Here is a 21399-nt window from a genome sequence, read left to right on the forward strand (position 1 = left end):
GACACTCGCTCCCATGGACGGCAAGGCGACGACGATGCGGACGAAGCTCGAGCGGGGGCGCAGCGTGCTCGGGCCCGCTCTGGAGCTGGTCCACACGGGCCGGGCGCCGACCCGGGCCGTGCTCACCGCGGAGCTCGGGGTCACCCGTGCCACCGCGGGGGCCGTCGCCGCCGAGTTGGAGGCGCTGGGCCTCATCCGGGTCGACTCCCGGCCGGGCGCCGCGGCCGGTTCGCAGGGACGGCCGTCGCACCGGCTCGCCGTCAACGACAACGGCCCCGTCGTCCTCGCCGCACAGGTGCACGCGGACGGGTTCCGGGCTGCGCTCGTCGGGCTCGGCGGGCGCATCGTGGCGACGTCCCCGGGCTGCATCACCGTCTCCGAGGACCCCGCGCAGGTGCTGGGTGCCGTCGTCGACGCGGGGGCGGCCCTGCTGGGGGACAGCGGACGGTACTGCGTGGGGGCCGGGCTGGCGGTGCCGTCCGCGGTCGCGGAACCCGAGGGGACCGCACTCAACCCGCTCCATCTGGCCTGGCCGGCAGGCGCCCCGGTGCGGGACATCTTCACCGAGCGGGTGCGGGCCGCGGGCATCACCGGACCGGCCTTCACCGGGAACGACGTCAACCTCGCGGCGCTCGCCGAACATCGCCACGGGGCCGGGCGCGGCGCCCAGCACCTGCTGTGCGTGGCCACCGGGCACCGCGGTGTCGGCGGCGCGCTAGTCCTCGACGGGCGTCTGCACACCGGCAGTTCGGGGCTCGCCCTGGAGGTCGGGCACCTCACCGTCAGCCCGGAGGGCCGACCCTGCCACTGCGGCAGCCGTGGCTGCCTCGACGTCGAGGCGGATCCGCTGGCGTTCCTCACCGCGGCCCGACGCGCGCCCGGCCCCGAGGTGTCGCTGTTGCAGCAGTCCCTCGATCTGCTCCGCGAGGAGTACGCGGACCCGTCCGTGCGGGCCGCCGCCGAGGAGCTGATCGACCGGCTCGGCCTCGGCCTCGCCGGGCTCGTCAACATTCTCAACCCGGACCGGATCATCCTCGGCGGCCTGCACCGCGCACTGCTGGAGGCCGACCCCGGCCGGCTGCGCGCGGTCGTCGCCGACCGCAGCCTGTGGGGCCGTAGCGGCGGGGTGCCGATCCTGGCCTGCTCCCTGGACTACAACAGTCTGGTCGGCGCCGCCGAGCTCGCCTGGCAGCCCGTCCTCGACGATCCGCAGGGCGCGCTCGCGGGCGGGTGACGCGCCGGGGACCGGCCCGGCACGCGGGCCACGGTCGCTCCACGCCCTTCTCCCGGTCGTGCCGACGGATGAGCCGGAGAGCGCATGCCCTTCGTCGAGGTACGGCAGGCCCTTGGCCCGTCGGGGCCGCAGCCGATTCCGGACCCGGGTGCGCGAGTCAGGCATCGGACGGCATCGGTGCGACACCATCGGGGTTGCGCGCCGGCAGTGCCGGCAGACGCTGCCCACCATCCCTCGGACAGGTCGGCTGGTCGGGCTCGCGCCCGGAGAGGGCCGCTGCTGAGGTCGTGGTGCGGCGTCCGGGCCGACGATCCGGTGGGCACACGCGACAGCGCTTGGCGTCACATGGCGCTGGATGGCGCCCGGCGGCGCCAAGTGACGCCACATGCATGCCACGTGGTGCCATTCCCTGCCCCCGAGGATGCGTGAGTGCGCATGGCTCCACCATGGCTCAGGTTGTCCGCTGCGTGTTTCTGCAGTTCAGGGCGCTTTTTCTCGCCCCTGCCCCCATGTGGTGCCGCCCGGGCTTGCGTATGGCGCCATTCTGGTGCCATGATGACGTCATGGACCTCACGCCGTATGTCGACACCCTCCGCCGTGACCTCGCGGTGGCCGCCGAAGCCGGCGGGGAAGATGCCCGCGAGCTGGCCGAGAGGCTCACCGCTCCCCTGGAGTCGGCAGCCCGGCTGGCCATGCTCAACGTGCTCTCCGTCGCCATGGACGAGATCACCCGCGAACTCGCCCCGGGCTCGGTCGACGTACGACTGCGCGGGCTCGACCCCGACTTCGTGGTGACGCCGCCGCCCATCGACGGCGGCGCCCCCGTGGAGCCGGCCGCACCCGCCGAACCGTTCCAGACCCCGGCCCCGGCCGAAGGCGACGAGGGCGGCACCGCCCGCGTCAACCTGCGTCTGCCGGCCCACCTCAAGGCCCGCGCCGAAGAGGCCGCGAGTCGCGAGGGCCTGTCGGTCAACGCGTGGATGGTCCGGGCCGTGTCGGCCGCGGTCGACGGCAGCACCCGGCCGCGTACGACGGAGAGGGCCCGGACCATCGGGCAGAGCTTCACGGGCTGGGTGCGCTAGCCGCGCCCCCACCTGCACCAGTTCACACACACCACTTTCACCTACACCACGTCCCACCAGCGGGGACGTCCTGAAGACCCAAGAGGACGGGACAACCATGCCTTCTTTCGACACTCCGCAGCCGATCTCGGTCACCGCGCACGTGGAGGCCGGTTCCATCCAGTTCACCGCGGGCGACCGCCCGGACGCCGTCGTCGAGGTGCTGCCCCGCGACCCGAAGAAGGACCTGGACGTGCGGACGGCCGGCGAGACCGAGGTCACGTACGCGAGCGGCGCACTGACCGTCAGGACGCCCAAAACCAATCTGTTCGGCCGCACCGGAACGGTCGACGTGACGGTCGAACTGCCCACGGGGTCGAGCGTCGACATGACCGGCGCCTGGGCCCAGGTGCTCGGCGAGGGCCGGCTCGGCGAGGTCCGCGTGAAGACCTCGTCCGGCGACGTCCGGCTCGACTCGACCGGCTCGCTGAAGCTGACCGCGTCGCACGGCTCGATCACCGTGGACCGGGTCGAGGGCATGGCCGAGGTCACCACCAGCTCCGGCAGTCTGCGCGTCGGGCTCGTCGACGGCCCCGCCGTCCTGAAGAACTCGCACGGCACCACGACCGTCGGCGCCGCGACCGGCGAGCTGCGGGTGAGCGGCGCCAATGGCGACATCGAGATCCGGCGCGCCGAGGACTCGGTCACCGCCACCACCGCCCACGGCACCCTGCGCGTCGGCGAAGTGGCCCGCGGCACCATCCAGTTGGAGACCTCCTACGGTGCCATCGAGGTCGGCGTCCGCGAGGGCACGGCCGCCTGGCTCGACGTCAGCTCCGTCTCCGGCCAGGTGCGCAACACGCTCACCGCGTCCGAGACCCCCGAGAAGACCGAGGACACCGTGCAGGTCCGCGCCCGCACCCGGCACGGCAACATCGACATCCGCCGCGCCCGGGCCTGAGCACCGGTCCTGCCGACTCGCCCCTCACCCCATTCACTTCACCCTTCGATCGGAAGCAGTCCATGCCTTCATCTGTCATGCCCACGCCCAGGCGAGCGGACGGTGGCCCGCAGTCGCCCGCCGCCGTCACCACTGTCGGTCTGCGCAAGTCGTACGGCGACAAGACCGTGCTCGACGGCATCGATCTGCACATCCCGGCCGGGTCCGTGTTCGCGCTGCTCGGACCCAACGGCGCCGGCAAGACCACCACCGTGAAGATCCTGTCCACGCTCGTCACCGCCGACGGCGGGCAAGCCCGGGTCGCGGGCCACGACCTCGCCTCCGACCCGCAGGCCGTGCGCGCCGCGATCGGCGTCACCGGGCAGTTCTCCGCCGTCGACGGGCTGATCACCGGCGAGGAGAACATGCTCCTCATGGCGGACCTGCACCACCTGTCCAAGCGCGAGGGGCGGCGGGTCACCGCCGAGCTGCTGGAGCGGTTCGACCTCGTCGACGCCGCCAAGAAACCCGCCCAGAGCTACTCCGGCGGAATGAAACGCCGCCTCGACATCGCCATGACCCTCGTCGGCAACCCGCGGATCATCTTCCTCGACGAGCCGACCACCGGCCTCGACCCGCGCTCCCGCCACAACATGTGGCAGATCATCCGCGAGCTCGTCTCCGACGGCGTCACCGTCTTCCTCACCACCCAGTACCTGGAGGAGGCCGACGAGCTCGCCGACCGTATCGCGGTGCTCAACGACGGCAGGATCGCCGCCGAGGGCACCGCCGAGGAGCTGAAGCGGCTGATCCCCGGTGGGCACGTCCGGCTCCGCTTCTCCGATCCGTCCGCGTACCAGGGCGCCGCCATCGCCCTACGCGAGGTCGCCCGCGACGACGAGGCGCTGGCGCTGCACATCCCCAGCGACGGCAGCCAGCGCGAGCTGCGCTCCATCCTCGACCGGCTGGACTCCGCCGGCATCGAGGCGGACGAGCTGACCGTGCACACACCCGACCTCGACGACGTGTTCTTCGCCCTGACCGCCTCCACCATGCCGAGCCGGCCCGACCAGCCCAAGGAGGCTGTCCGATGAGCTCCCTCCCCCTCGCCGTGCGCGACTCGTCCACGATGCTGCGCCGCAACCTTCTGCACGCGCGGCGCTACCCGTCCCTGACGCTGAATCTGCTGCTCACGCCGGTCATGCTGCTGCTGCTCTTCGTCTACATCTTCGGCGATGTGATGAGCGCCGGCATCGGGGACGGCGGGGCGGACCGGTCCGAGTACCTCGCGTATCTCGTCCCGGGCATCCTGATGCTGACCATCGGCGGCACCACGATCGGCAGCGCGGTGTCCGTCGCCACGGACATGAACGAGGGCATCATCGCCCGCTTCCGTACGATGGCGATCCACCGCGGGTCGGTGCTCATCGGGCACGTCGTCGGCAGCGTGCTGCAGTGCGTGATGAGCGTGGTCCTCGTCGGGGCTGTAGCGGTGGCCATCGGGTTCCGGGCCACGGATGCCACCGCCCTGGAGTGGATCCTGTCGGTCGGGCTGCTGGCGCTCGTCGCCCTGGCTCTCACCTGGATCGCGGTCGGGATGGGCCTGTCCAGCCCGAACGCCGAGGCGGCCAGCAACAACGCACTGCCGCTGATGGTCCTGCCGCTCCTCTCCAGCGCCTTCGTGCCGGTCGACGCGATGCCGGGCTGGTTCCAGCCGATCGCCGAGTACCAGCCGTTCACCCCGGCCATCGAGACGCTGCGAGGACTGCTGCTCGGCACCGAGATCGGCCACAACTGGTGGATCGCCATCGTCTGGTGCCTGGGCCTGGCGGCGCTCGGCTACCGGTGGTCGAAGGCGGTGTTCGACCGCGACCCGAAATGACCCCGCGGACGGCCTCCCGCAGGCGGTCCCGCCCGAGGGCGGCGTACTCCGACACCGCGTCGGCGTACGCCGCCCGTCGGCATCGGCGGGCAGCTCCACAGGCTCCGGCCAGGGGGCCGGGGCCGGCGTCGGTCTTGTCGAGCCCGATCGCGCAGCAGGTCGCCGTACCCGACGATCACGGAGATGTCGGCCGGGTCCGCATCAGGAGCAGGGCGATGTCGTCCGTGTGCCGCCCCGTCGGCAGGGCGGCTTCGATGAGGCTGTCGATGAGCCGGTCCAGCGGCTGGTCACCGACGGGTGCGAGACGGTCGGCGAGGGCGGCGGTGGTCTCGGTGATGTCCGTGCCGGGGCTCTCCACCAGGCCGTCGGTGTACAGGGCGAGGACCGTGCCGGTGGGCAGCGGGAGTGAGGTGACCGGGCAGGGGGCCTCGACGCCGATGCCGAGCAGGGGGCCCGGTTCGACGTCCAGGACACGCGCACGGGGCGTGGGACCCGTGTCGCGAAGGAGTGGGGGCGGGTGTCCGGCGCTGGCCAGGTGGATCTGCTGCCGGGCCAGGTCGATGTGGGCGTAGAGGCAGGAGACGAACAGGTCCGCCCTGAGGTCGGCCAGCACGCGGTTGGTGCGGGCGAGGACCTCGTCGGGGGGTGCCCCGGCGGTCGCGTGGGCGTGGACGGCGGTACGGACCTGGCCCATGAGGGCGGCCGCGGTCACGTTGTGGCCCTGGACGTCCCCGATGACGGCGGCGGCGGTGGTGTCGCTGAGACGGATGAGGTCGTAGAAGTCACCGCCGATGTCCATGCCGTGGGAGGCGGGCAGGTAACGGACTGCGACGTCCAGCCCGGCGATGGTGGGCAACGAGTGGGGGAGGAGCGCCTTCTGGAGTCCGTGCGCGAGGTCGTGTTTGGCGTCGTAGAGGCGGGCACGGTCCAGGGCCTGGGTGATCAGGGCGCCCAGGGAGGTCATGGCGGCGCGCTCGGCGGCGGTGAAGGGGTGGGGCTCGTCGTACGAGAGGACGCAGCAGCCGACGATCCGCCCGGAGACGATCAAGGGCAGGAAGGCCCATGCCTGCTTGCCGCCGAGGGCCGGCCCCGGTGCTTCGGGATATGCCCGGGCCAGCTCCGCGGCGTCGGCGAAGAAGGCCGCGGTGCCGCTGGTCATGACCCGGCCGATCAGGGCGAGGTCGGTGTGGAGGGGCAGGCCGTCGAGGGTCTCGATGACCTTCGGGTCGTAGCCGCGATAGCCGATGATCTTGAGGCGGTCCGCGTCGGCGGCCGACATGATCAGCCCCTGGGCGCCGAAGGCGGGCAGGACCTGATCGGCGACCGCCTCGATCACGTCCTGTACGCCGGCGGTCTCGGTGAGCGCGGCGGCCAGGTGCATCAGCTGGTGGATGCGGCCCGTCCCCGCGGTGGACGACTGCCCGGACGGCGGAGATTCGAGTTCTGGCACCGCGTTCGGCGAACCGGCGGAGCCCTGCCGGCCTTGCGGGGAGCCGGCCGGAGTGATGAGGGCGCTGATGCCGCTGTCGTCCGGATAGACCCGGAAGTCCAGCCAGCGGTCCGGCGGGCGCAGGGCGGTGAAGGCGACCGGCTCCCGGCTGATGACCGCAGTGCGGTAGTGGTCCTCCACGACCGGAGTGTCCAGCCACGGCAGCGCCTGCCACGGCAGGGCCCCCAGCAGACGGCCGGCGCTCCGGCCGAGCAGTTCGGCCGCGGCACCGTTGACGAAGGTGATGCGGCCCTCCAGGTCGAGCGCCATCGTGCCGAGGGGCAGGCGCTCGACCAGGTCGGCCGCCGCGAGACCGGGCTGCCGGGGCCGGGCGCCGCGGCCCACGGAGACGATGCGCGGCTGATCCGGGATGGGCGGCGGGCGGTCGGCGTCGTCCAGGACCCGTGCGATGCGCCGTGCGCCGGCGGTGATCTGTCCGCGCTCGCGTCCGGTCAGGGACGTCGGATGGCTGGCCGGCCACACCAGCAGCAGAGCCCCCAGGACGCTGCGGCTGCCCTCGAGGGGAGCGGCCGCCAGCGCGAACCGGTAGGGCAGTCCCGCCGCGGAGCGCGGGAAGGTGCGGGCCAACTCGTCCAGGCTTCCCACCCACACCAGACGTTCCTCCCGGACCGCGTTCGCCACCGGGTTCACGCCGCGCACCGGCACGCGCAGCCACGGTGCCGCCGTGTGCAGGGGGACACCGCACACCACCACCGCGTACAACGTCTCGTCGCCCGGCGACAGCACGTACACGGCGCCTGCCGAGGCGCCGGTCCGCTGCACCGTCGCCCGCAGTGCCTCGTCGAGCGGTACCGCACCGCTCCACTGCCCCTCGCTCCCTGACTGCACAAATCGGACACTACGCCCAGCGTCCCGCCCCGGCGCGGAACCGGAGCGTCGGGGTGGGATCCGGGTACGGCGACGGGGCGGCATCCCAAGGACGGCGACCGGCGAGGGCGGGCACAGGCCTGCCGAGTGCTGCCGGATGGCGGCCGATGGCGGCCGTCACGTCCGGGACGCTCCCTCCGGCCGGGCGCTGGGCGGTTTTCAGGGGGCGATGGGCAGCCGGCGCTTGTGGTCCGTGAGGCGGTAGCGGCCGACGATCTTCCCGAAGGCCCGCTCGTCCACCGGCTTGCCCTCCAGGAAGTCGTCGATGTCGTCGTAGGTGACCCCGAGCGCGTCCTCGTCGGCCTTGCCCGGGTCGAGCGTCTCCAGATCGGCCGTCGGGGTCTTCCACACCAGCTCTGCGGGCGCGCCCAGCGCGTCCGCGACGGCGCGCACCCGGCGCTTGTTCAGACCGGTCAGCGGGACCACGTCGGCGGCGCCGTCGCCGAACTTGGTGAAGAAGCCGGAGACCGCCTCGGCGGCGTGGTCGGTGCCGACGACCAGGCCGTCGTGCGCACCGGCCACCGCGTACTGGGCGATCATGCGCTGCCGGGCCTTGATGTTGCCGTGCACGAAGTCCTGGTGGTGGGCGTCGCGGAAACGCACACCCGCCGCGAGCGACGCTTCGAGCGCCGCGTCGCTCGCGGGCTTGATGTCCACGGTCAGGACGTGATCGGCCCGGATGAAGGAGAGCGCGAGCTGGGCGTCCTTCTCGTCGGCCTGGATGCCGTAGGGCAGCCGCATCGCGTGGAACTGCGCCTCGTGTCCGGCGGCTCGGGCCCGCTCGACGGCGAGCTGGCACAGCCGGCCGGTGGTGGTGGAGTCGACTCCGCCGCTGATGCCGAGCACGAGCGAGCGCAGACCGGTGGACGTCAGCTGTCCGGCGAGGAAGGCCACCCGACGCTCGATCTCCCGCTCGGCCTCGAAGGCCTCGGCGACCTCGAGTTCCCGGGCGATCTCCTGCTGCAGGGCGATGGACGCCGGTTCGCTCACGTCTGCTCCTTGTTCCTGTTCACCGTGTGCTGCCGCCCCACCCTACCCAGGGGGCGCACGGATCAAGGTCCGGCCCTGGAGCCGCCCGTTCCCTGCCCGGCCGCGCCGCGTGCTGCCGGGCACGGCAAGGGTGTACGACGGACTGGTCGTCGACCCGGGTCGTCGGGGACGTCGTGCGGCGAGGAAGGTGAGATGGGGCGATGGCTATCCGGCAGCCGGCGGACCGTGGTGGAGACGAGCGGGGCAGGTTCGAACAACTGGCCGAGGGTGCTTCACATTTCACCAGTTCACGGCTGCTCTCCGGGATCTGCCTTGCCCTGGTCGGGACGGTGCCGTTCATGTCGCCAGGCTCGATCTTGGGTGGCAGGTGTTCGCCGGGACGTGCACGACCTCGGTGACCCTGCTGTTGCTCGCTCTGCCGAAGAACTCGGAGCTCAGGGCCGAGCGCGCGATCCAGCGCAAGCCGGACGCGATCGCTGCCGCGATGCTCGAAGCGAGCGAGGGCCGGCCCGGGCAGGCCCATCGGGACCTGAAGGCGGCCATCCGGCCGGAGGAGGAGACATGACCCTGCGGCACGAGCCGAGGGGCGGAGGCGTGCCTTCGCTTCCGATGTGGGGGGCCGGCGTCCCGCACCGAGCCGTCCGTCGAGGAGACGGATGCCCGTGATCGCCCACGGATGCCGTCCCCGGCGTGCCGACCCCGCGCCCGGCACCGAGACTGGACGGGTGTCCGCGGCGGAATGCACGTACCGGCGGTTGGACTCCCGCACTGGGGGAAACCGCCCTCGAGACCGAGGAATTCCGATGGGAATCCGACTCCGCTGCTGCCCTAGGCGAAGGAGCACGTCATGCCTGCAGGATCCAGCCCCAAGCGGGAGCGCCAGTACGAGCACATCAAGGAAGGCGCCGAGAAGCGAGGCGCCTCCACCGAGCGCGCCAAGGAAATCGCCGCGCGCACCGTCAACAAGGAGCGCGCACGGTCCGGCGAGTCCAAGACCGCGAGCAAGACCTCCACCCAGGACCCCAAGTCCGCCTCCCAACGGGGCGGTGAGCGTTCCCACCGGGGATCGCAGGGGCCGACCAAGGACCAGCTGTACGAAGAGGCCAAGAAGAAGAACATCGAGGGGCGTTCCTCGATGAACAAGCAGGAGTTGCGCCGGGCCCTGGGACGCTGAGTCCGAGCGCGGCCGGGTCACCCGCCGATCGGCCGGACGCGGAGTTCGGGCGCCCGCACCCTGGTCCGGAGAGCCGGAGAGCCGGAGAGCCCGAGAGCCCGAGAGCCGGAGAGCCGGAGAGCCCGAGAGCCGGAGAGCCGGAGAGCTGGAGAGCCGGACGGCGAGGCCGTGCGTACGGTGGAAGGGTTCCGGTACGCGGCGATGGGTGACAGTCGTGTCGACCTCAAGTCATATGGTGTTGGGTGCTCCATGCTGGGTCAGCCTCATGGCCCGTGATCTGCGTGCCGCGGAGGACTTCTACGCGGCGGTGCTGGGCTGGGACTTCCGGCCCACGCGGCTCGGAAAGGAATTCTCGGTCGCGTTCTCCGACGGCGCTCCGGTTGCCGGGATCGGCGCGCTGGCCGGCAGCCTGTCCGTGCCGGTCGCGTGGACACCGTATTTCGCCGTGGAAGAGGCCGATCTGGCCTCGGCCCGCATCCGGGAGCGCAGTGCCACGATCGCGGTGGGTCCGCTGAGTTTCGGCACCGGCCGGGCGGCGCTCGCCGCGGACCGCGACGGCGCGGTCTTCGGTATCTGGGAAGGCGAGGTCATCCCGGACTGGACCGTGGGGCAGGGGAAGGCACCGGCCTGGCTGGAGTTGCGGACCCGGGACGCCTTCGACGCGGCGATCTTCTACGCCGAGGTCCTCGGCTGGGCCTGTGAACAGGCTCATTGCTGCCAGGTGACCTATGAGGACGACCGAGTGGTGCTGCGCCATCAGGGTGAGGCCGTCGCACGGATCACCGGCGGCGCCGTGGAGGCGGCCCCGGATCCTCAGATCCGTCCCCGCTGGCACGTGTACTTCTACGTCCCGGATGTCGACGTCGCCGTCCGGACCGCCACCGGACTCGGTGGCAGGGCCGTCGCTCCGGCCCAGGCGTCCGACACGGACACCTGGGTCGCACTGCGGGACCCGGACGGCGGGCTCTTCACCGTCACCGCCCCGCACGCGCCATGACCGGCAGGGGATGACGCACGGCGGGCCGCCGCACGTCATCCCTCGACGCCGGTCGCGGTGTGCGCGGCGCCGACCGGCTTGGACTCGGGTGAACCCCGCTGGCGGAGGTACACGGAGAGGATCACCATGGCGGCCACGGCCAGCAGCTCGGACTGCCAGTTCTGCAGGGACCGGTCCCAGAAGTCCGGCGAGACCAGGTACGCCCCCCAGCTGACGGGCTCCTCCAGCTGACGCAGCCGCTGACCGTTGTAGGCCGCCGCCCCCGTGATCGACTGGGCCAGCCAGGACAGCACGAACAACCCGCCCATGACGATGCCCAGCGAGCGGGAGTACATCGTCTGCCGCCAGTCCTTTGTGCCGGCCCAGCGGGGTGAGTCCGGCCGCGCGTGGTCGCCCATGCGCTGGTCGTGATCGCTCTCGGGGCCCGCCTTGTGGAGCTCCTTGGACTCCGGGGAGCCGCGTTGCAGCAGCCAGACGGTACCGAAGATGTAGAGGAAGAACTGCAGGAACTCGGACTGCCAGTTCTCGGTGATGTCGACCGCGAAGTCCGAGGACATCAGATAGTCGCCGAGACCGATCCGCTGGAGTCCCTCGACGGTGAGCTGCTCGTTGAACTCGGCCAGGCCGGCGAACGCCTGACCGGCCAGTACCAGCAGGAAACCGCCTCCGAAGGCCAGGGTGAGACTGTTGTCCCGCCAGAAACCGCCCGGTCGGCCGCCCTCGCCCCGCACGCTCACCGGTGCATCAACCCGATCGCGATGAAGTAGCCCAGACCGCCGACGACGACCGCGAGGACGGTGACGAACAGAGCCCGCACGTCAGGCCCCCTTAAGGAGGCACTTGTACGGTTCATCCGGCTGCGGGGTGCAGCCCGCAGCCACGACCTTCCAGCCGCTGTCGAACTGCGACAGGAACAGGGTGTCGCTCCGCACCTGCACCAGGGCCTCCCGTCCGTGCACCTCGGCCGCCAGCACGGCACCTCCCGACGGCAGGACCTGCCCGGCCAGCGCCGACGCGCATCCCATCCTCTCGTCTTCCTCCAGCTGCTCCCGGCTGTGCGGGGCGAGGAAGGCGCATGCCCGTGAGTAGTCACCGGCCGCCAGGGCCTGCTCGAAGGACCGCGCAGCGGTGGTGGCGCCCTCCTGCCGTGCGGAGGAGGCGCCGCAACCCGGCATGGTGAGGATCACGGCAAGCGAACTGGACGCCCAGAGGGCGCGCCGGGCACGGAACGCGCCCGAGCGGAACGGTCCGCTTGTCACCGCGTGGCCGCGCCGACGACGGCGAGTGGGTCCTCGCGGAGCAACACGATCCCGTCCATTGCATCTCCTGATCCCGGTCGGCCGCGGCAGTTCTGTGCCCGTGAGGGCACTTCCAGATATGCCATGACCGTGTGACGGGACGACGCCGGTTCCACCCGGGCGATCCCGATACCGCTCGCCTGGCCCAGCGTGGGGCGTGCCGCCGTCGTCGGCCCGGTTTTCCCGGCCGCGGGGCGGGAAGCCGCACAGCAGGCGCCTCCGCAGGAGCCGCCCCGGCAGTGCCTACGCACCAGGACGACTGTGCACTGCCGACAGCGAAGAGAGGTGCGTGTGCCATGGCGACACCCAATGCCGGCGACCGACACGGTCCCCGCAGCGACACCACCCGCCGGGCGCCGCCCATCGAGACGCCTCCGGCGGAAGGCAGTACTACGGAAGGCATCTCACAGCCGGAGAGGCCCGAGTTGCGCAAGGCGTGGGGACCCGCGCCCCTGGTGTTGATCCTCTGCGTGGTCGCGCTGTTCGTCATCGGACTGATCGCGATGATCGTGGTGTTGGTCGCTTAGAGAGGTCCGACGGCGCCGCCGCCCGGAAGGGCCCTGCCCCAACCGGCCGCCCGGACACCGTCCGTGTCAGGAGGATGTCGTAGCCCACTGGGATTGAGGCACCGTCCGGCGGTTACGCCGTTCGGGTGCCGGGTGCCGGGTGCCGGGTGCCGGGTGCCGGGTGCCGGGTGCCGGGTGCCGGGTGCGGGGCGGGCCGGCCGCTGTTCCGGCACGTCCGGCCCCGCGGTGCGAGGAATCGGACGTGCCGCCGGTCGCCCCGGGGACCGCATGCGGCGCCGCGGTCCTGGGGACGGACGTGTGATCGGCAGCCCTGGGAGACGTACCTGTGGCTGGTGGTCCGGGGCGGACGTGACACCGCGTGTCGGGTCAGTTGACCGGTCAGGGACCGGTCAGCCGACCACCGCGGACCGTGCGGCCCGGCCCGTCGCGCCCGCCGGGGCTTCGGCTTCGATCTCGGCGAAGGCCACGTCGGTGGACGCGTGCACGGGCGGCTTGGGGCGCGACACGGCGAGCGCAGGGGTGTGGAGGGCGAACCACACGGTCTTGCCGTCGTCGTGCGGCCTGATGCCCCAGCTCTCGCTGATCCCGGCGATGAGTGCGAGTCCCCGTCCGGATGTGGACAGGGGATCTCCGTCGGCGTCCGGTGGGGCCGGCAGCCGTGGGTCGTGGTCCTGCACCGACACCGTGAGCCGGTCCAGGAGCAGTTCGAGCTCCACCGTGCACACCTTGTCGGGCTGGGCGTGTTGATGGACGTTGCTGAGCAACTCCGTCACGCCCAGTGTGGCCTGGTCGATCAGAGGATCGAGGTGCCAGTAGCGCAACTGCGCCGACACGATTCTGCGGACTTGGCCGATCCGCGACGGCAGGGCCTGGAGCTCCACCGTGCAGTGCCCGCTTGGCTGGCTGATCACGATGCGACTCCCCGAAGTAGGTCCGGAAGAAGACGAAGGATCGGATCCAGCAGTGGCTCTCTGCTGTTTGGGGGCGGCGACCGGATCTCAGCGTCACCGCCGGTGAACCCTCAGTGATGTGAGAACAGCGTGGCCCAGGGGATACGGGTCCGCAACTCGCGCCCGCCGCGTCACGATCCGTTCGATCGCCGCGCCTTGCGCACCGTGTCGAGGAACCGGCTGGCCGTCTCCGCGCCGCGCGAGGTGCGGTCGCGGCCCATGGTGAGCCGGTACCGCGTGCCGTTGACGTTCGCCACGGTGCTGTCGTCCTTCGCGTACCACCGCTTGCCGGCACTGACCGAGTCGACGGGCGCGCTGTCGATCTCCTTCCCGCCGCTGGTGAGCAGGGCCAGTCTGCCGTCCTTGATGCGGACCTGGCCGGCTTTGGTGAGCGAGCGGGTCCAACGGTCGATGCGTACGCCCTTCGCGCTGAATTCCTGTTCCGCCATGGCGATTTCGGCCCCTTCTCTCCGGTGCTTGGTGGGCAGTCTGCACAAGCATCGCCGTCGGCACCAGTGCGCGCGAAGGACCGGTCCGATACGGTCCGCTCACGGTCGCCACACCTGTCCCACAAGGCTCTGCTATGGAATCCCCAAGCGAACATTTGTGCAGGTGAGGGGCTTATGGTGGAGGTGAGGAACCAGTCGTCGGCACTTCGGTCTGCAGCACGGGCCGACCGACGGCGGAGGGTGACAGAAGGAGTGGCGCGGATGAGTACGAGCGAGCAGACCCGGCCGATGACGACCGCTGACGTCGACCGCAGCGACCCCGAGTACCGCGCCTGGCTCAAGGAAGCCGTGCGCAAGGTCCAGGCCGACGCCAACCGGTCCGCCGACACCCATCTGCTGCGCTTCCCGCTGCCCGAGGAATGGGGCATCGACCTCTACCTCAAGGACGAGTCCACCCACCCCACCGGCAGCCTCAAGCACCGGCTGGCCCGTTCGCTCTTCCTCTACGGACTCTGCAACGGCTGGATCCGGCCCGGGAAACCCGTCATCGAGGCGTCCAGCGGTTCGACCGCGGTGTCCGAGGCGTACTTCGCGAAGCTCATCGGTGTGCCGTTCATCGCCGTGATGCCCCGTACCACCAGCCCCGAGAAGTGCCGGCTCATCGAATTCCACGGTGGCCGATGTCACTTCGTCGACGACTCGCGGCTGATGTACGAGGAGTCCGCGGCCCTCGCCGTGCAGACGGGCGGCCACTACATGGACCAGTTCACCTATGCCGAGCGGGCGACCGACTGGCGCGGCAACAACAACATCGCCGAGTCGATCTACCAGCAACTGCGGCTGGAGCGCTACCCCGAGCCCGCCTGGATCGTCGCCACCGCCGGCACCGGCGGCACGTCGGCGACCATCGCGCGCTACGTCCATTACATGCAGTACGACACCCGGATCTGTGTGCCCGACCCCGAGAACTCCTGTTTCTTCGACGGCTGGACCAACAACGATCCCGATGCGAGCAGCGACTGCGGCTCCCGTATCGAGGGCATCGGGCGGCCCCGGATGGAACCGAGTTTCGTGCCCGGTGCCATAGACCGCATGATGAAGGTACCCGACGCGGCCAGCGTCGCCGCCGTCCGCGCCCTCGAGGAGGCCATCGGCCGCAAGGCGGGCGGCTCCACCGGCACCGGCCTGTGGAGCGCGCTGAAGATCGTCGCCGAAATGGTCGCGCAGGGACGCAAGGGCAGCGTCGTCACCCTGATCTGCGACCCCGGGGACCGGTACCTCGACAAGTACTACTCCGACGACTGGCTCGCGGAGCAGGGCCTCGACATCGCCCCTTACGCCGACGCGATCGAACAGTTCCTCGCGACAGGTGTCTGGCCGGGCTGACCGCGCCGCGCGACGCCGCGCCGCTCGTCGCAGGCCCTGCTCGCCGCTGCCCGTAGTCGGCCCCGCTCGCCACTGATGTCCGCCCGCGCATACGCCACGCCTTCCGCGTCGGATCTGCCGCAGGGCGCCGGCGTCGACGCTCCACTCGGCTCCGGTGACCTGCCCCGCGAGCGGGGGAGGAGGTGGGCGACGACCCCGTGCCACGTCTTCGGGGTGCGATACGGCCGCTGGGCAGTCGCCTCACCTCACGGATGAAGTGCTGCACGGCCTCTTCGGCGGGCAGCCCGAAGCGTTCGCCGAGTTGTTCGGCGAAGCCGCCCGGCGCGTCGAACAGCTCGGTACGCGTCGGCTCCGGGGAGACCACGTTGGAGCGGACACCGCGCGGGCCGAACTAGGCGCGGGCCTCAGCCGTGCCTCCCGTTCCGCTCGTCACCCGCGCCGGACGGGTGCGCGTGCCCCGTGAGCCGCCGGTCCAGCCTCCGCAGCGCGTCACGGAAGGCGAGCCCCATGCTCGGGCGGCCGAGCCGCATCGCGAACTCGAACGGGGCGGCACCGGACGCGGCGAACGTCCAGCGGACGTGCGTACCGGAGCCGGACGGTGTGAGCCGCCACTCCTCCAGCAGTGCGTGCGCACCGGGCACGTTCGTCTCGTCGGCGCGGTAGGCGTACCGCTCCGACGGCTCCCTCGCCATGATCGTCTCGAGGAAGCGCACACCGCCCCTGAGGCGTACCTCGCGGCCCGTGCCGTCGTCGTACGGGCGAGCCAGCGCCACCGCGGTGAACCACCGGGGCCACGAAGGGACTTCGTCGGCAAGCGCCCGGTATACCACGTCCGGCGCGGCGGACACCTCGCCCTCGAACACCAGGCGCAGGGGAGCGGACCGGACGAAGTCGAGACCGACAGGGCGGAGTCGGCGGGCCATGGGGACACACCTCCGGTGACGGGCGCAACGGCCGCGGCGGACAGGGCCCGCACACCATAACCGCAGGGATACGGGATGTCTGCGGGACGGAGGCGCGAGCCTGCCGGACGCCAAGCACCGCCCTGCGCCCCCGAGATGCCCCGATTCGCCACACAGCGGGGCGTGTCGTGTCGATTGGCGCCTCCTCGGACCGGGGAGATTCCAGGTGAACACCGCGATCGCCCCCATTCCACCGGCAGAGAGCGAGCGCACACGTGTCCGCTGCCGCATCGGCCGCAGCCCCGGACGACGGGCGGGCGGCACTCGAACTCCTCGTCCACGGTGTCGGCGGAGCAAGCCCGCAGGGCATGCTCGGCGACCCGCGCACCTTACGGGTCAGCGGCGACGACACCGCTGCCCTGTACCGTCGCACCGACGACGTCGACGCCGAGCACCGGCCCGAACGCCTCGCCCGGGGGCCGGTCCAGGAGGCGTACTGCTGGTCCAACCTCACCTCCGGCAACGGCGCCCGCGCACTGTGGCTGCTGCTCCTGCCCTTCATGGTCGTCAACCTCGCCCACTGGATGCGCCCGCCCGCGACCGGCGCCCGCCGTGCGGTCCGCCTCTACGGCGTGCTGGTCCGGCTAGTCGCGCTCAGCCTCACCGTGCTGCTCACCGCGGCCGCCTGCGAGGTCGCCCTGGACCTGGCCGCCTGGCAGTGCGCGGGCTCGCCCGAATGCACCCGGCATACGTCCTGGCTCTCCTTCATGTCCCCGGGCGGCCACGGCTGGTGGAGCAGCCCCGGACGGCGCCTGGCCCTCGCCGCCGTGGTCCCCGCCACCCTCACCGCCCTTCTCTGGTACCTGTCGAACCGCACCTGGAGCGCCTACGAGTCCCAGGAGCCGCCGACGGCCCGTCATATCGCGAACGCCGCGGAGACCGACGAGCGGCCCGCACTGGGCCGGCCGGGGTTCTGGTACGGGCGGCGACTCGTGGCCCGGCTGCGTGCCGCGCACACCGCCGCTTCCCTGCTGACCGTCGCCGCGGCCCTCGCCGGAGCCGCCGCGCGCCACGACCGGCATGCCGGCAACCTCCCGCTGGACCTGTCCGGTCGTCTCCTGGAAGGCGCGATCACGGCGCTGGCCCTCGTCGTCGTGTTCGTCGTCTGCCGCAGGGGGCGCAGCGAGTCACGGCTCGACGTGCGGCTCGACGGCGCGGTCGCCTCAGTGCTGCCCGGCTCGGCGCTCGCCCTGCTTCTGGTCGCCGCCGTCTACGCCTCCTGGGAACGGCCGGGCTGGACCTCGTCCGGCACCCTGCCGGGCGACCGGACGTTCGGGATCATCACCCTGGGCCAGGGCCTCCTCGTCGTCGGCCTCGCCGCCGTCGCGCTGGCCCTGCAACGGCGCGCACCGGCCGGCCGGACCGCGCTGTGCGGACTCGGCGGGCCCGCCGTCGCCATGCTCGCCTGCGCGCTGGGCGGGGTGATGACCGGCGGACTCGCGCAGCGCGTCGCCGACTGGCTCGACGGTCCCGCCACACCGGGCATGGGCGGACCCATCCCCGGACCTCCCGTCCTGCTCAGCTGGCAGGCCTCCGTGATCCCCGCGATGCTGGTGGTGCTGCTGCCGGTCGTCGCCCACCTCGTGCTGAGCACCTGGCGAACCGCCCGGACGCTGGCCTCCGGCGTCCTCGCCGACTACCCGGGCGAGCAGCCCGACAGCGCCCGGACCCGCCGTATCGCCGTCACCCGGGCCCTCGCCGCGCTCACCGACCGCGCCCCCTTCGTGCTGGGCGTCGTCTCCGGCACTACCCTGCTGTTCGGCGCGGCAGCGCTCGCAGGTGCCTGGGCCACGGGCGAGGTGCCGGGACGGGCGACGGAACACGCACCGGCATTCGTGGCCTTCGCCGCCGATGTGGTGCAGGCCCTCGGGTCCTGGTTCACCGGCCTCGGCTTCGTCCTCTTCGTGACCTGGGGGCGCCGGGCATACCACGACGCCTCGGCGCGCCGCACCATCGGCATCCTGTGGGACGTCGGCACGTTCTGGCCGCGTGCCGCCCACCCGTTCGCCCCGCCCTGCTACGCCGAGCGCGCCGTGCCCGACCTCACATGGCGGATGCACACCTGGACCGACCGGACCGGCGGACGGCTCGTCATCTCGGGACATTCCCAGGGCAGTGTGCTGGCCGCCGCGTCCGTCTGGCAGCTCCCCCCGGACACCCGCGGCAGGATCGCGCTCCTGACGTACGGTTCACCACTGGAACGCCTCTACGGGCGCTGGTTCCCCGCCTTCTTCGGACCGGTGCCGCTCGCTGCGCTGCACCGCCAGATGGACTGCTGGCGCAATCTGTGGCGGTCCACCGACCCCATCGGCGGACCCGTACGGGTCGGTGACTGCGGGACGGGGCCTGCGGTGGACCGCGGCCCGCTCAAGGATCCGCTGGCCTACGGCCGTACGGAGGACCATCCGCTGCCCGCGGCGCTTCTCGGGCACTCCGACTACCAGGCCGACCCCGTCTTCGAGGAGGAGCGGGCGGCGCTCCTCGACCGGCTGGCTCCGACGCTCCCGGGACAGCGGGAAGGCACGACGTCGCGGTACGCCGCAGGCCCGGTAGCCGACCGGGACGGCGCGGGCCCGGGCGTCGACGGGCAGGACGCGGCTCAGGGCATCGCGGGTACCGGCGACTCCGGCAGCTCGGGCAGGTCCTCCGGGTAGAGCAGCGTCAGATCGTCCGTGCTGACCTCGTCGAGCTGGGCCACCCGTCCGGCGTGCCGCTCCACCATCGACTCGAAGGTCTGCCGGGCCGTCCGGCCGTTGCCGAACGCCGGCCCCTTCGGCAGCTCGGTGAAGTATTTGAGCAGCGCCTCCGCGGTTCCGTCGGCCAGCCGGTACTCGTGCTCGTCCGCCTGCTGACCGACGATCCGCAGCAGTTCGACCGGACTGTAGTCACCGAAGGTGATGGTGCGTGAGAAGCGCGAGGCCACACCGGGGTTGACGGTGAGGAAGCGCTCCATCTCCGCGGTGTACCCGGCGACGATCACCACCACGGCCTCCCGGTGGTCCTCCATCAGCTTCACCAGGGTGTCGATCGCCTCCCGGCCGAAGTCCCGGCCGGAGTCCTCGGGTGACAGGGCGTACGCCTCGTCGATGAACAGCACCCCGCCGCGCGCCCGGTCGAAGGCCTCCTGCGTACGGATCGCCGTGGAGCCGATGTGCTCCCCGACCAGGTCCACCCGGGACACCTCCACGAGGTGACCGCGCTCCAGCACCCCGAGCGAGGCGAGGATCTCCCCGTAGAGGCGGGCCACGGTCGTCTTGCCCGTGCCGGGCGATCCGGTGAAGACCAGGTGCCGGCGTACCGAGGCCGCCTTCAGCCCGGCCTCCTGGCGGCGCCGGCCCACCTCGATCATGTCGGTGAGCGCCCGCACCTCCCGCTTGACGCTGTCCAGGCCCACGAGCGCGTCGAGTTCGCCCAGAACGGCCTTCGACGTCCGCACGGCCGGGCCGGGCGTGGACGCTGCGGGCGTGGACGGTCCGGGCTGTGCCGGGACGGCGGTCCGGGGGACCGGCGACTGCGTTGCGGTCACTACCGCCGTCGGCACCGGCTCCCGCACGGTGCCGGCACGCGTCCCGGACTCGTCGCTGGTGCAGTCCTCGACGACCGGGCCCGACCCGCTGCCCTCGCCGAGTCCGGAGGCGCCGCCGTCGGCGAACTCGTAGCCGCCGCGCGCGCAACGCTCCGTCCGGCAGCGGGTGAGCGTGGTCCGGCAGCCGTCGATGACGTGGAAGCCGTAGCCGTCGCTGCCGCTGACCCGGCAGTCGTGGAAGGTGCCCCGCCCGCCGGCCGACACGTAGAACCCGGCCTCGCCCGGCCCGGTCACGGTGCACCGCTCCACCCGCGGATCGGCGCCCTTGGTCACGATGACGCCCGTCTGGACCGCGTCCACGGTGCACCCGGCGAGGACGCCGCCGCTGCCGTGGTCACGGAACCAGGCGCCCGTCGAGGCCTCCCGGATGCGGCAGTCGTCGAGCTGTGCCGTCGCACCGTCGCTGACCGACACCGCGGTGTTCCGCACCTGCGTCAGATCGCTGTCGACGACATCGGCACGGGAACCGCGGTCCAGTACGAACAGCGCGTCCGGTACGTCGTGCACCCGGCAGGCGTCCAGCACCGCCGCGGCCCCGTCACTGACCCACACCGCCGGATAGTCGCCCGTACTGTCGTGGATCTCGCACTGGTTGGCGTCGACCCTTGTGCCGGGGTCCCACACGGACAGTCCGTTGCGGCCGAAGCGGCGCACCGTGGAGCGCGTGAGGGTGAGCACCGCACGCGAACGGAGGTCGATCGCGTTCTCGGGGACGTCGTGGATGTCGCAGTCGGCGAGGGTGAGCACCGCGTCCGTGTCGAGGGTGACGCCGTCCGAGGTCGTGCGGTGCACCGCGCAGTCCGTGAGGTGCGCGGCGGCCCGCGAGGCGATCTGCACGCCGGTGCCCTTCACCTCGTACACCTCGCAGCCGAAGGCCTCCAGGCCGCTGCCCTCGCCGGTGACGGTCAGTCCGGCCCCGGAGGCGTGGTGGACCTTCGACCGTTCCAGCCGCGGACGGGCTCCGCCGCGCACCGAGATGCCCGACTGTCCGGCGGAGATCACCTCGCACTCCTCGAAGACCCCGCCGCCGCCGTCGAGCACGGCGATGCCGATGCCCGCGGGATTGTCGACCGTGCAACGGCGCACGGTGGGCCGGGCCTTCCCGCGCACCTCGATGCCGACGGCGGAGCGGGTGACCACCCGCAGGTCCGTCAGTTCGGCGGTGCCGTCCTCGACCAGCAGTGCCGGTGCCGTCGTGTCCTGACCCTCCACGTGCAGGTCCTGCACCACGGCCGCCGCGCACACGGTGAGCGGCACCCCGTCGGCGGGCGCGATGCGCACCGCTCCCGACCCGGTGTCCGAGCCGCGCAGCGTCACGGCGTGCCGCAGCACCACGTTCTCCCGGTACGTGCCGGGTGCCACGGTGAGGACGTCGCCGTCCCCCGCGACCGCCAGAGCAGCGGTGAGCGAGCCGTACTCACCCGTGCGGCGCCGCCACCTCGAAGTTCCGGTGTACGTCACCTGGACCGTGCCCTGAGCCATGACGCTGATCTGCCCCCCACCTGTGCCGCTGCTGTGCGTCACGGCTCCGTCCACCGTCCGGGCGGGAGTCCTGCCGGTGCTCCGCGCCGGCCTGACCTCCGTCC

General features: G+C 72.0%; 19 protein-coding genes. 11 read left to right on the forward strand and 8 right to left on the reverse strand.

Annotation, left to right across the window (positions count from 1 at the left end; all coding sequences use genetic code 11):
- The first annotated feature begins 13 nt into the window (after positions 1–13).
- From ACZ4Z5_RS13800 to ACZ4Z5_RS13820, 5 genes are all read left to right on the forward strand, one after another.
- Entirely contained in the window at positions 14–1234 is a 1221-nt protein-coding gene (locus tag ACZ4Z5_RS13800; protein ID WP_468261322.1) for an ROK family protein, read from the forward strand.
- Between the two features lie 563 nt (positions 1235–1797).
- Entirely contained in the window at positions 1798–2316 is a 519-nt protein-coding gene (locus tag ACZ4Z5_RS13805; RefSeq protein ID WP_468261325.1) for a toxin-antitoxin system HicB family antitoxin, read from the forward strand.
- A 97-nt stretch (positions 2317–2413) separates the two neighbouring features.
- A complete protein-coding gene (locus ACZ4Z5_RS13810; protein WP_468261327.1) occupies positions 2414–3256 on the forward strand; it encodes a DUF4097 family beta strand repeat-containing protein in 843 nt (280 codons plus the stop codon).
- Positions 3257–3318: 62 nt separating this feature from the next.
- Positions 3319–4329, forward strand: a complete 1011-nt coding sequence (locus ACZ4Z5_RS13815; RefSeq protein ID WP_468261330.1) for an ATP-binding cassette domain-containing protein — start codon at positions 3319–3321, stop codon at positions 4327–4329.
- Positions 4326–5117 carry an ABC transporter permease gene (locus tag ACZ4Z5_RS13820; RefSeq protein ID WP_468261332.1) on the forward strand — a complete coding sequence of 264 codons (792 nt, stop codon included), beginning with the start codon at positions 4326–4328 and terminating at the stop codon, positions 5115–5117. The genes ACZ4Z5_RS13815 and ACZ4Z5_RS13820 overlap by 4 nt, the downstream gene beginning before the upstream one ends.
- Before the next feature lie 175 nt (positions 5118–5292).
- Here ACZ4Z5_RS13820 and ACZ4Z5_RS13825 read toward each other — a convergent pair whose 3' ends face one another.
- Both ACZ4Z5_RS13825 and nadE read right to left on the reverse strand, forming a co-directional pair.
- Positions 5293–7455 (reverse strand): SpoIIE family protein phosphatase, encoded by a 2163-nt coding sequence (locus ACZ4Z5_RS13825; RefSeq protein WP_468261334.1) that lies wholly within the window; start codon positions 7453–7455, stop codon positions 5293–5295.
- 198 nt (positions 7456–7653) lie between these two features.
- A complete protein-coding gene (nadE, locus tag ACZ4Z5_RS13830; protein ID WP_468261337.1) occupies positions 7654–8484 on the reverse strand; it encodes an ammonia-dependent NAD(+) synthetase in 831 nt (276 codons plus the stop codon).
- Between the two features lie 367 nt (positions 8485–8851).
- Here nadE and ACZ4Z5_RS13835 point away from each other — a divergent pair, with 367 nt between their 5' ends.
- From ACZ4Z5_RS13835 to ACZ4Z5_RS13845, 3 genes are all read left to right on the forward strand, one after another.
- The gene (locus ACZ4Z5_RS13835) at positions 8852–9049 is read left to right on the forward strand and encodes a hypothetical protein (protein ID WP_468261339.1); all 198 of its coding nucleotides are present in this window, start codon (positions 8852–8854) and stop codon (positions 9047–9049) included.
- A gap of 282 nt (positions 9050–9331) precedes the next feature.
- On the forward strand, positions 9332–9658 hold the full coding sequence (locus ACZ4Z5_RS13840) for a plasmid stabilization protein (RefSeq protein WP_468261340.1): 327 nt from the start codon (positions 9332–9334) through the stop codon (positions 9656–9658).
- A 265-nt stretch (positions 9659–9923) separates the two neighbouring features.
- Positions 9924–10655, forward strand: coding sequence for a VOC family protein (locus ACZ4Z5_RS13845; RefSeq protein WP_468261343.1), 732 nt, complete (start codon positions 9924–9926; stop codon positions 10653–10655).
- 35 nt (positions 10656–10690) lie between these two features.
- Here the strand turns inward: ACZ4Z5_RS13845 and ACZ4Z5_RS13850 are convergent, their stop codons facing one another.
- Positions 10691–11392 carry a DUF6766 family protein gene (locus ACZ4Z5_RS13850; RefSeq protein WP_468261346.1) on the reverse strand — a complete coding sequence of 234 codons (702 nt, stop codon included), beginning with the start codon at positions 11390–11392 and terminating at the stop codon, positions 10691–10693.
- Between the two features lie 81 nt (positions 11393–11473).
- Positions 11474–11914 carry a hypothetical protein gene (locus ACZ4Z5_RS13855; protein WP_468261348.1) on the reverse strand — a complete coding sequence of 147 codons (441 nt, stop codon included), beginning with the start codon at positions 11912–11914 and terminating at the stop codon, positions 11474–11476.
- A 335-nt stretch (positions 11915–12249) separates the two neighbouring features.
- Here ACZ4Z5_RS13855 and ACZ4Z5_RS13860 point away from each other — a divergent pair, with 335 nt between their 5' ends.
- Positions 12250–12480 carry a DUF6480 family protein gene (locus tag ACZ4Z5_RS13860; protein ID WP_468261351.1) on the forward strand — a complete coding sequence of 77 codons (231 nt, stop codon included), beginning with the start codon at positions 12250–12252 and terminating at the stop codon, positions 12478–12480.
- A 389-nt stretch (positions 12481–12869) separates the two neighbouring features.
- On the opposite strand, the gene ACZ4Z5_RS13865 is transcribed toward ACZ4Z5_RS13860, so the two are convergent.
- Both ACZ4Z5_RS13865 and ACZ4Z5_RS13870 read right to left on the reverse strand, forming a co-directional pair.
- Positions 12870–13391 (reverse strand): ATP-binding protein, encoded by a 522-nt coding sequence (locus ACZ4Z5_RS13865; protein ID WP_468261354.1) that lies wholly within the window; start codon positions 13389–13391, stop codon positions 12870–12872.
- 170 nt (positions 13392–13561) lie between these two features.
- Entirely contained in the window at positions 13562–13879 is a 318-nt protein-coding gene (locus ACZ4Z5_RS13870; protein ID WP_468261356.1) for a hypothetical protein, read from the reverse strand.
- Positions 13880–14140: 261 nt separating this feature from the next.
- On the opposite strand from ACZ4Z5_RS13870, the gene cds1 reads away from it, so the two are divergent.
- Entirely contained in the window at positions 14141–15265 is a 1125-nt protein-coding gene (gene cds1 / locus ACZ4Z5_RS13875) for an L-cysteine desulfhydrase Cds1 (RefSeq protein ID WP_468261358.1), read from the forward strand.
- Positions 15266–15669: 404 nt separating this feature from the next.
- On the opposite strand, the gene ACZ4Z5_RS13880 is transcribed toward cds1, so the two are convergent.
- Entirely contained in the window at positions 15670–16188 is a 519-nt protein-coding gene (locus tag ACZ4Z5_RS13880; protein ID WP_468261360.1) for an SRPBCC family protein, read from the reverse strand.
- A gap of 254 nt (positions 16189–16442) precedes the next feature.
- Here ACZ4Z5_RS13880 and ACZ4Z5_RS13885 point away from each other — a divergent pair, with 254 nt between their 5' ends.
- Positions 16443–18881: a hypothetical protein gene (locus tag ACZ4Z5_RS13885; RefSeq protein WP_468261363.1), complete on the forward strand. Its 2439-nt coding sequence runs from the start codon at positions 16443–16445 to the stop codon at positions 18879–18881.
- On the opposite strand, the gene ACZ4Z5_RS13890 is transcribed toward ACZ4Z5_RS13885, so the two are convergent.
- A complete protein-coding gene (locus ACZ4Z5_RS13890; protein ID WP_468261515.1) occupies positions 18827–21295 on the reverse strand; it encodes a right-handed parallel beta-helix repeat-containing protein in 2469 nt (822 codons plus the stop codon). The genes ACZ4Z5_RS13885 and ACZ4Z5_RS13890 overlap by 55 nt on opposite strands.
- Between the last annotated feature and the right edge of the window lie 104 nt (positions 21296–21399).

This window comes from Streptomyces sp. NPDC030222 (genome assembly GCF_055573115.1).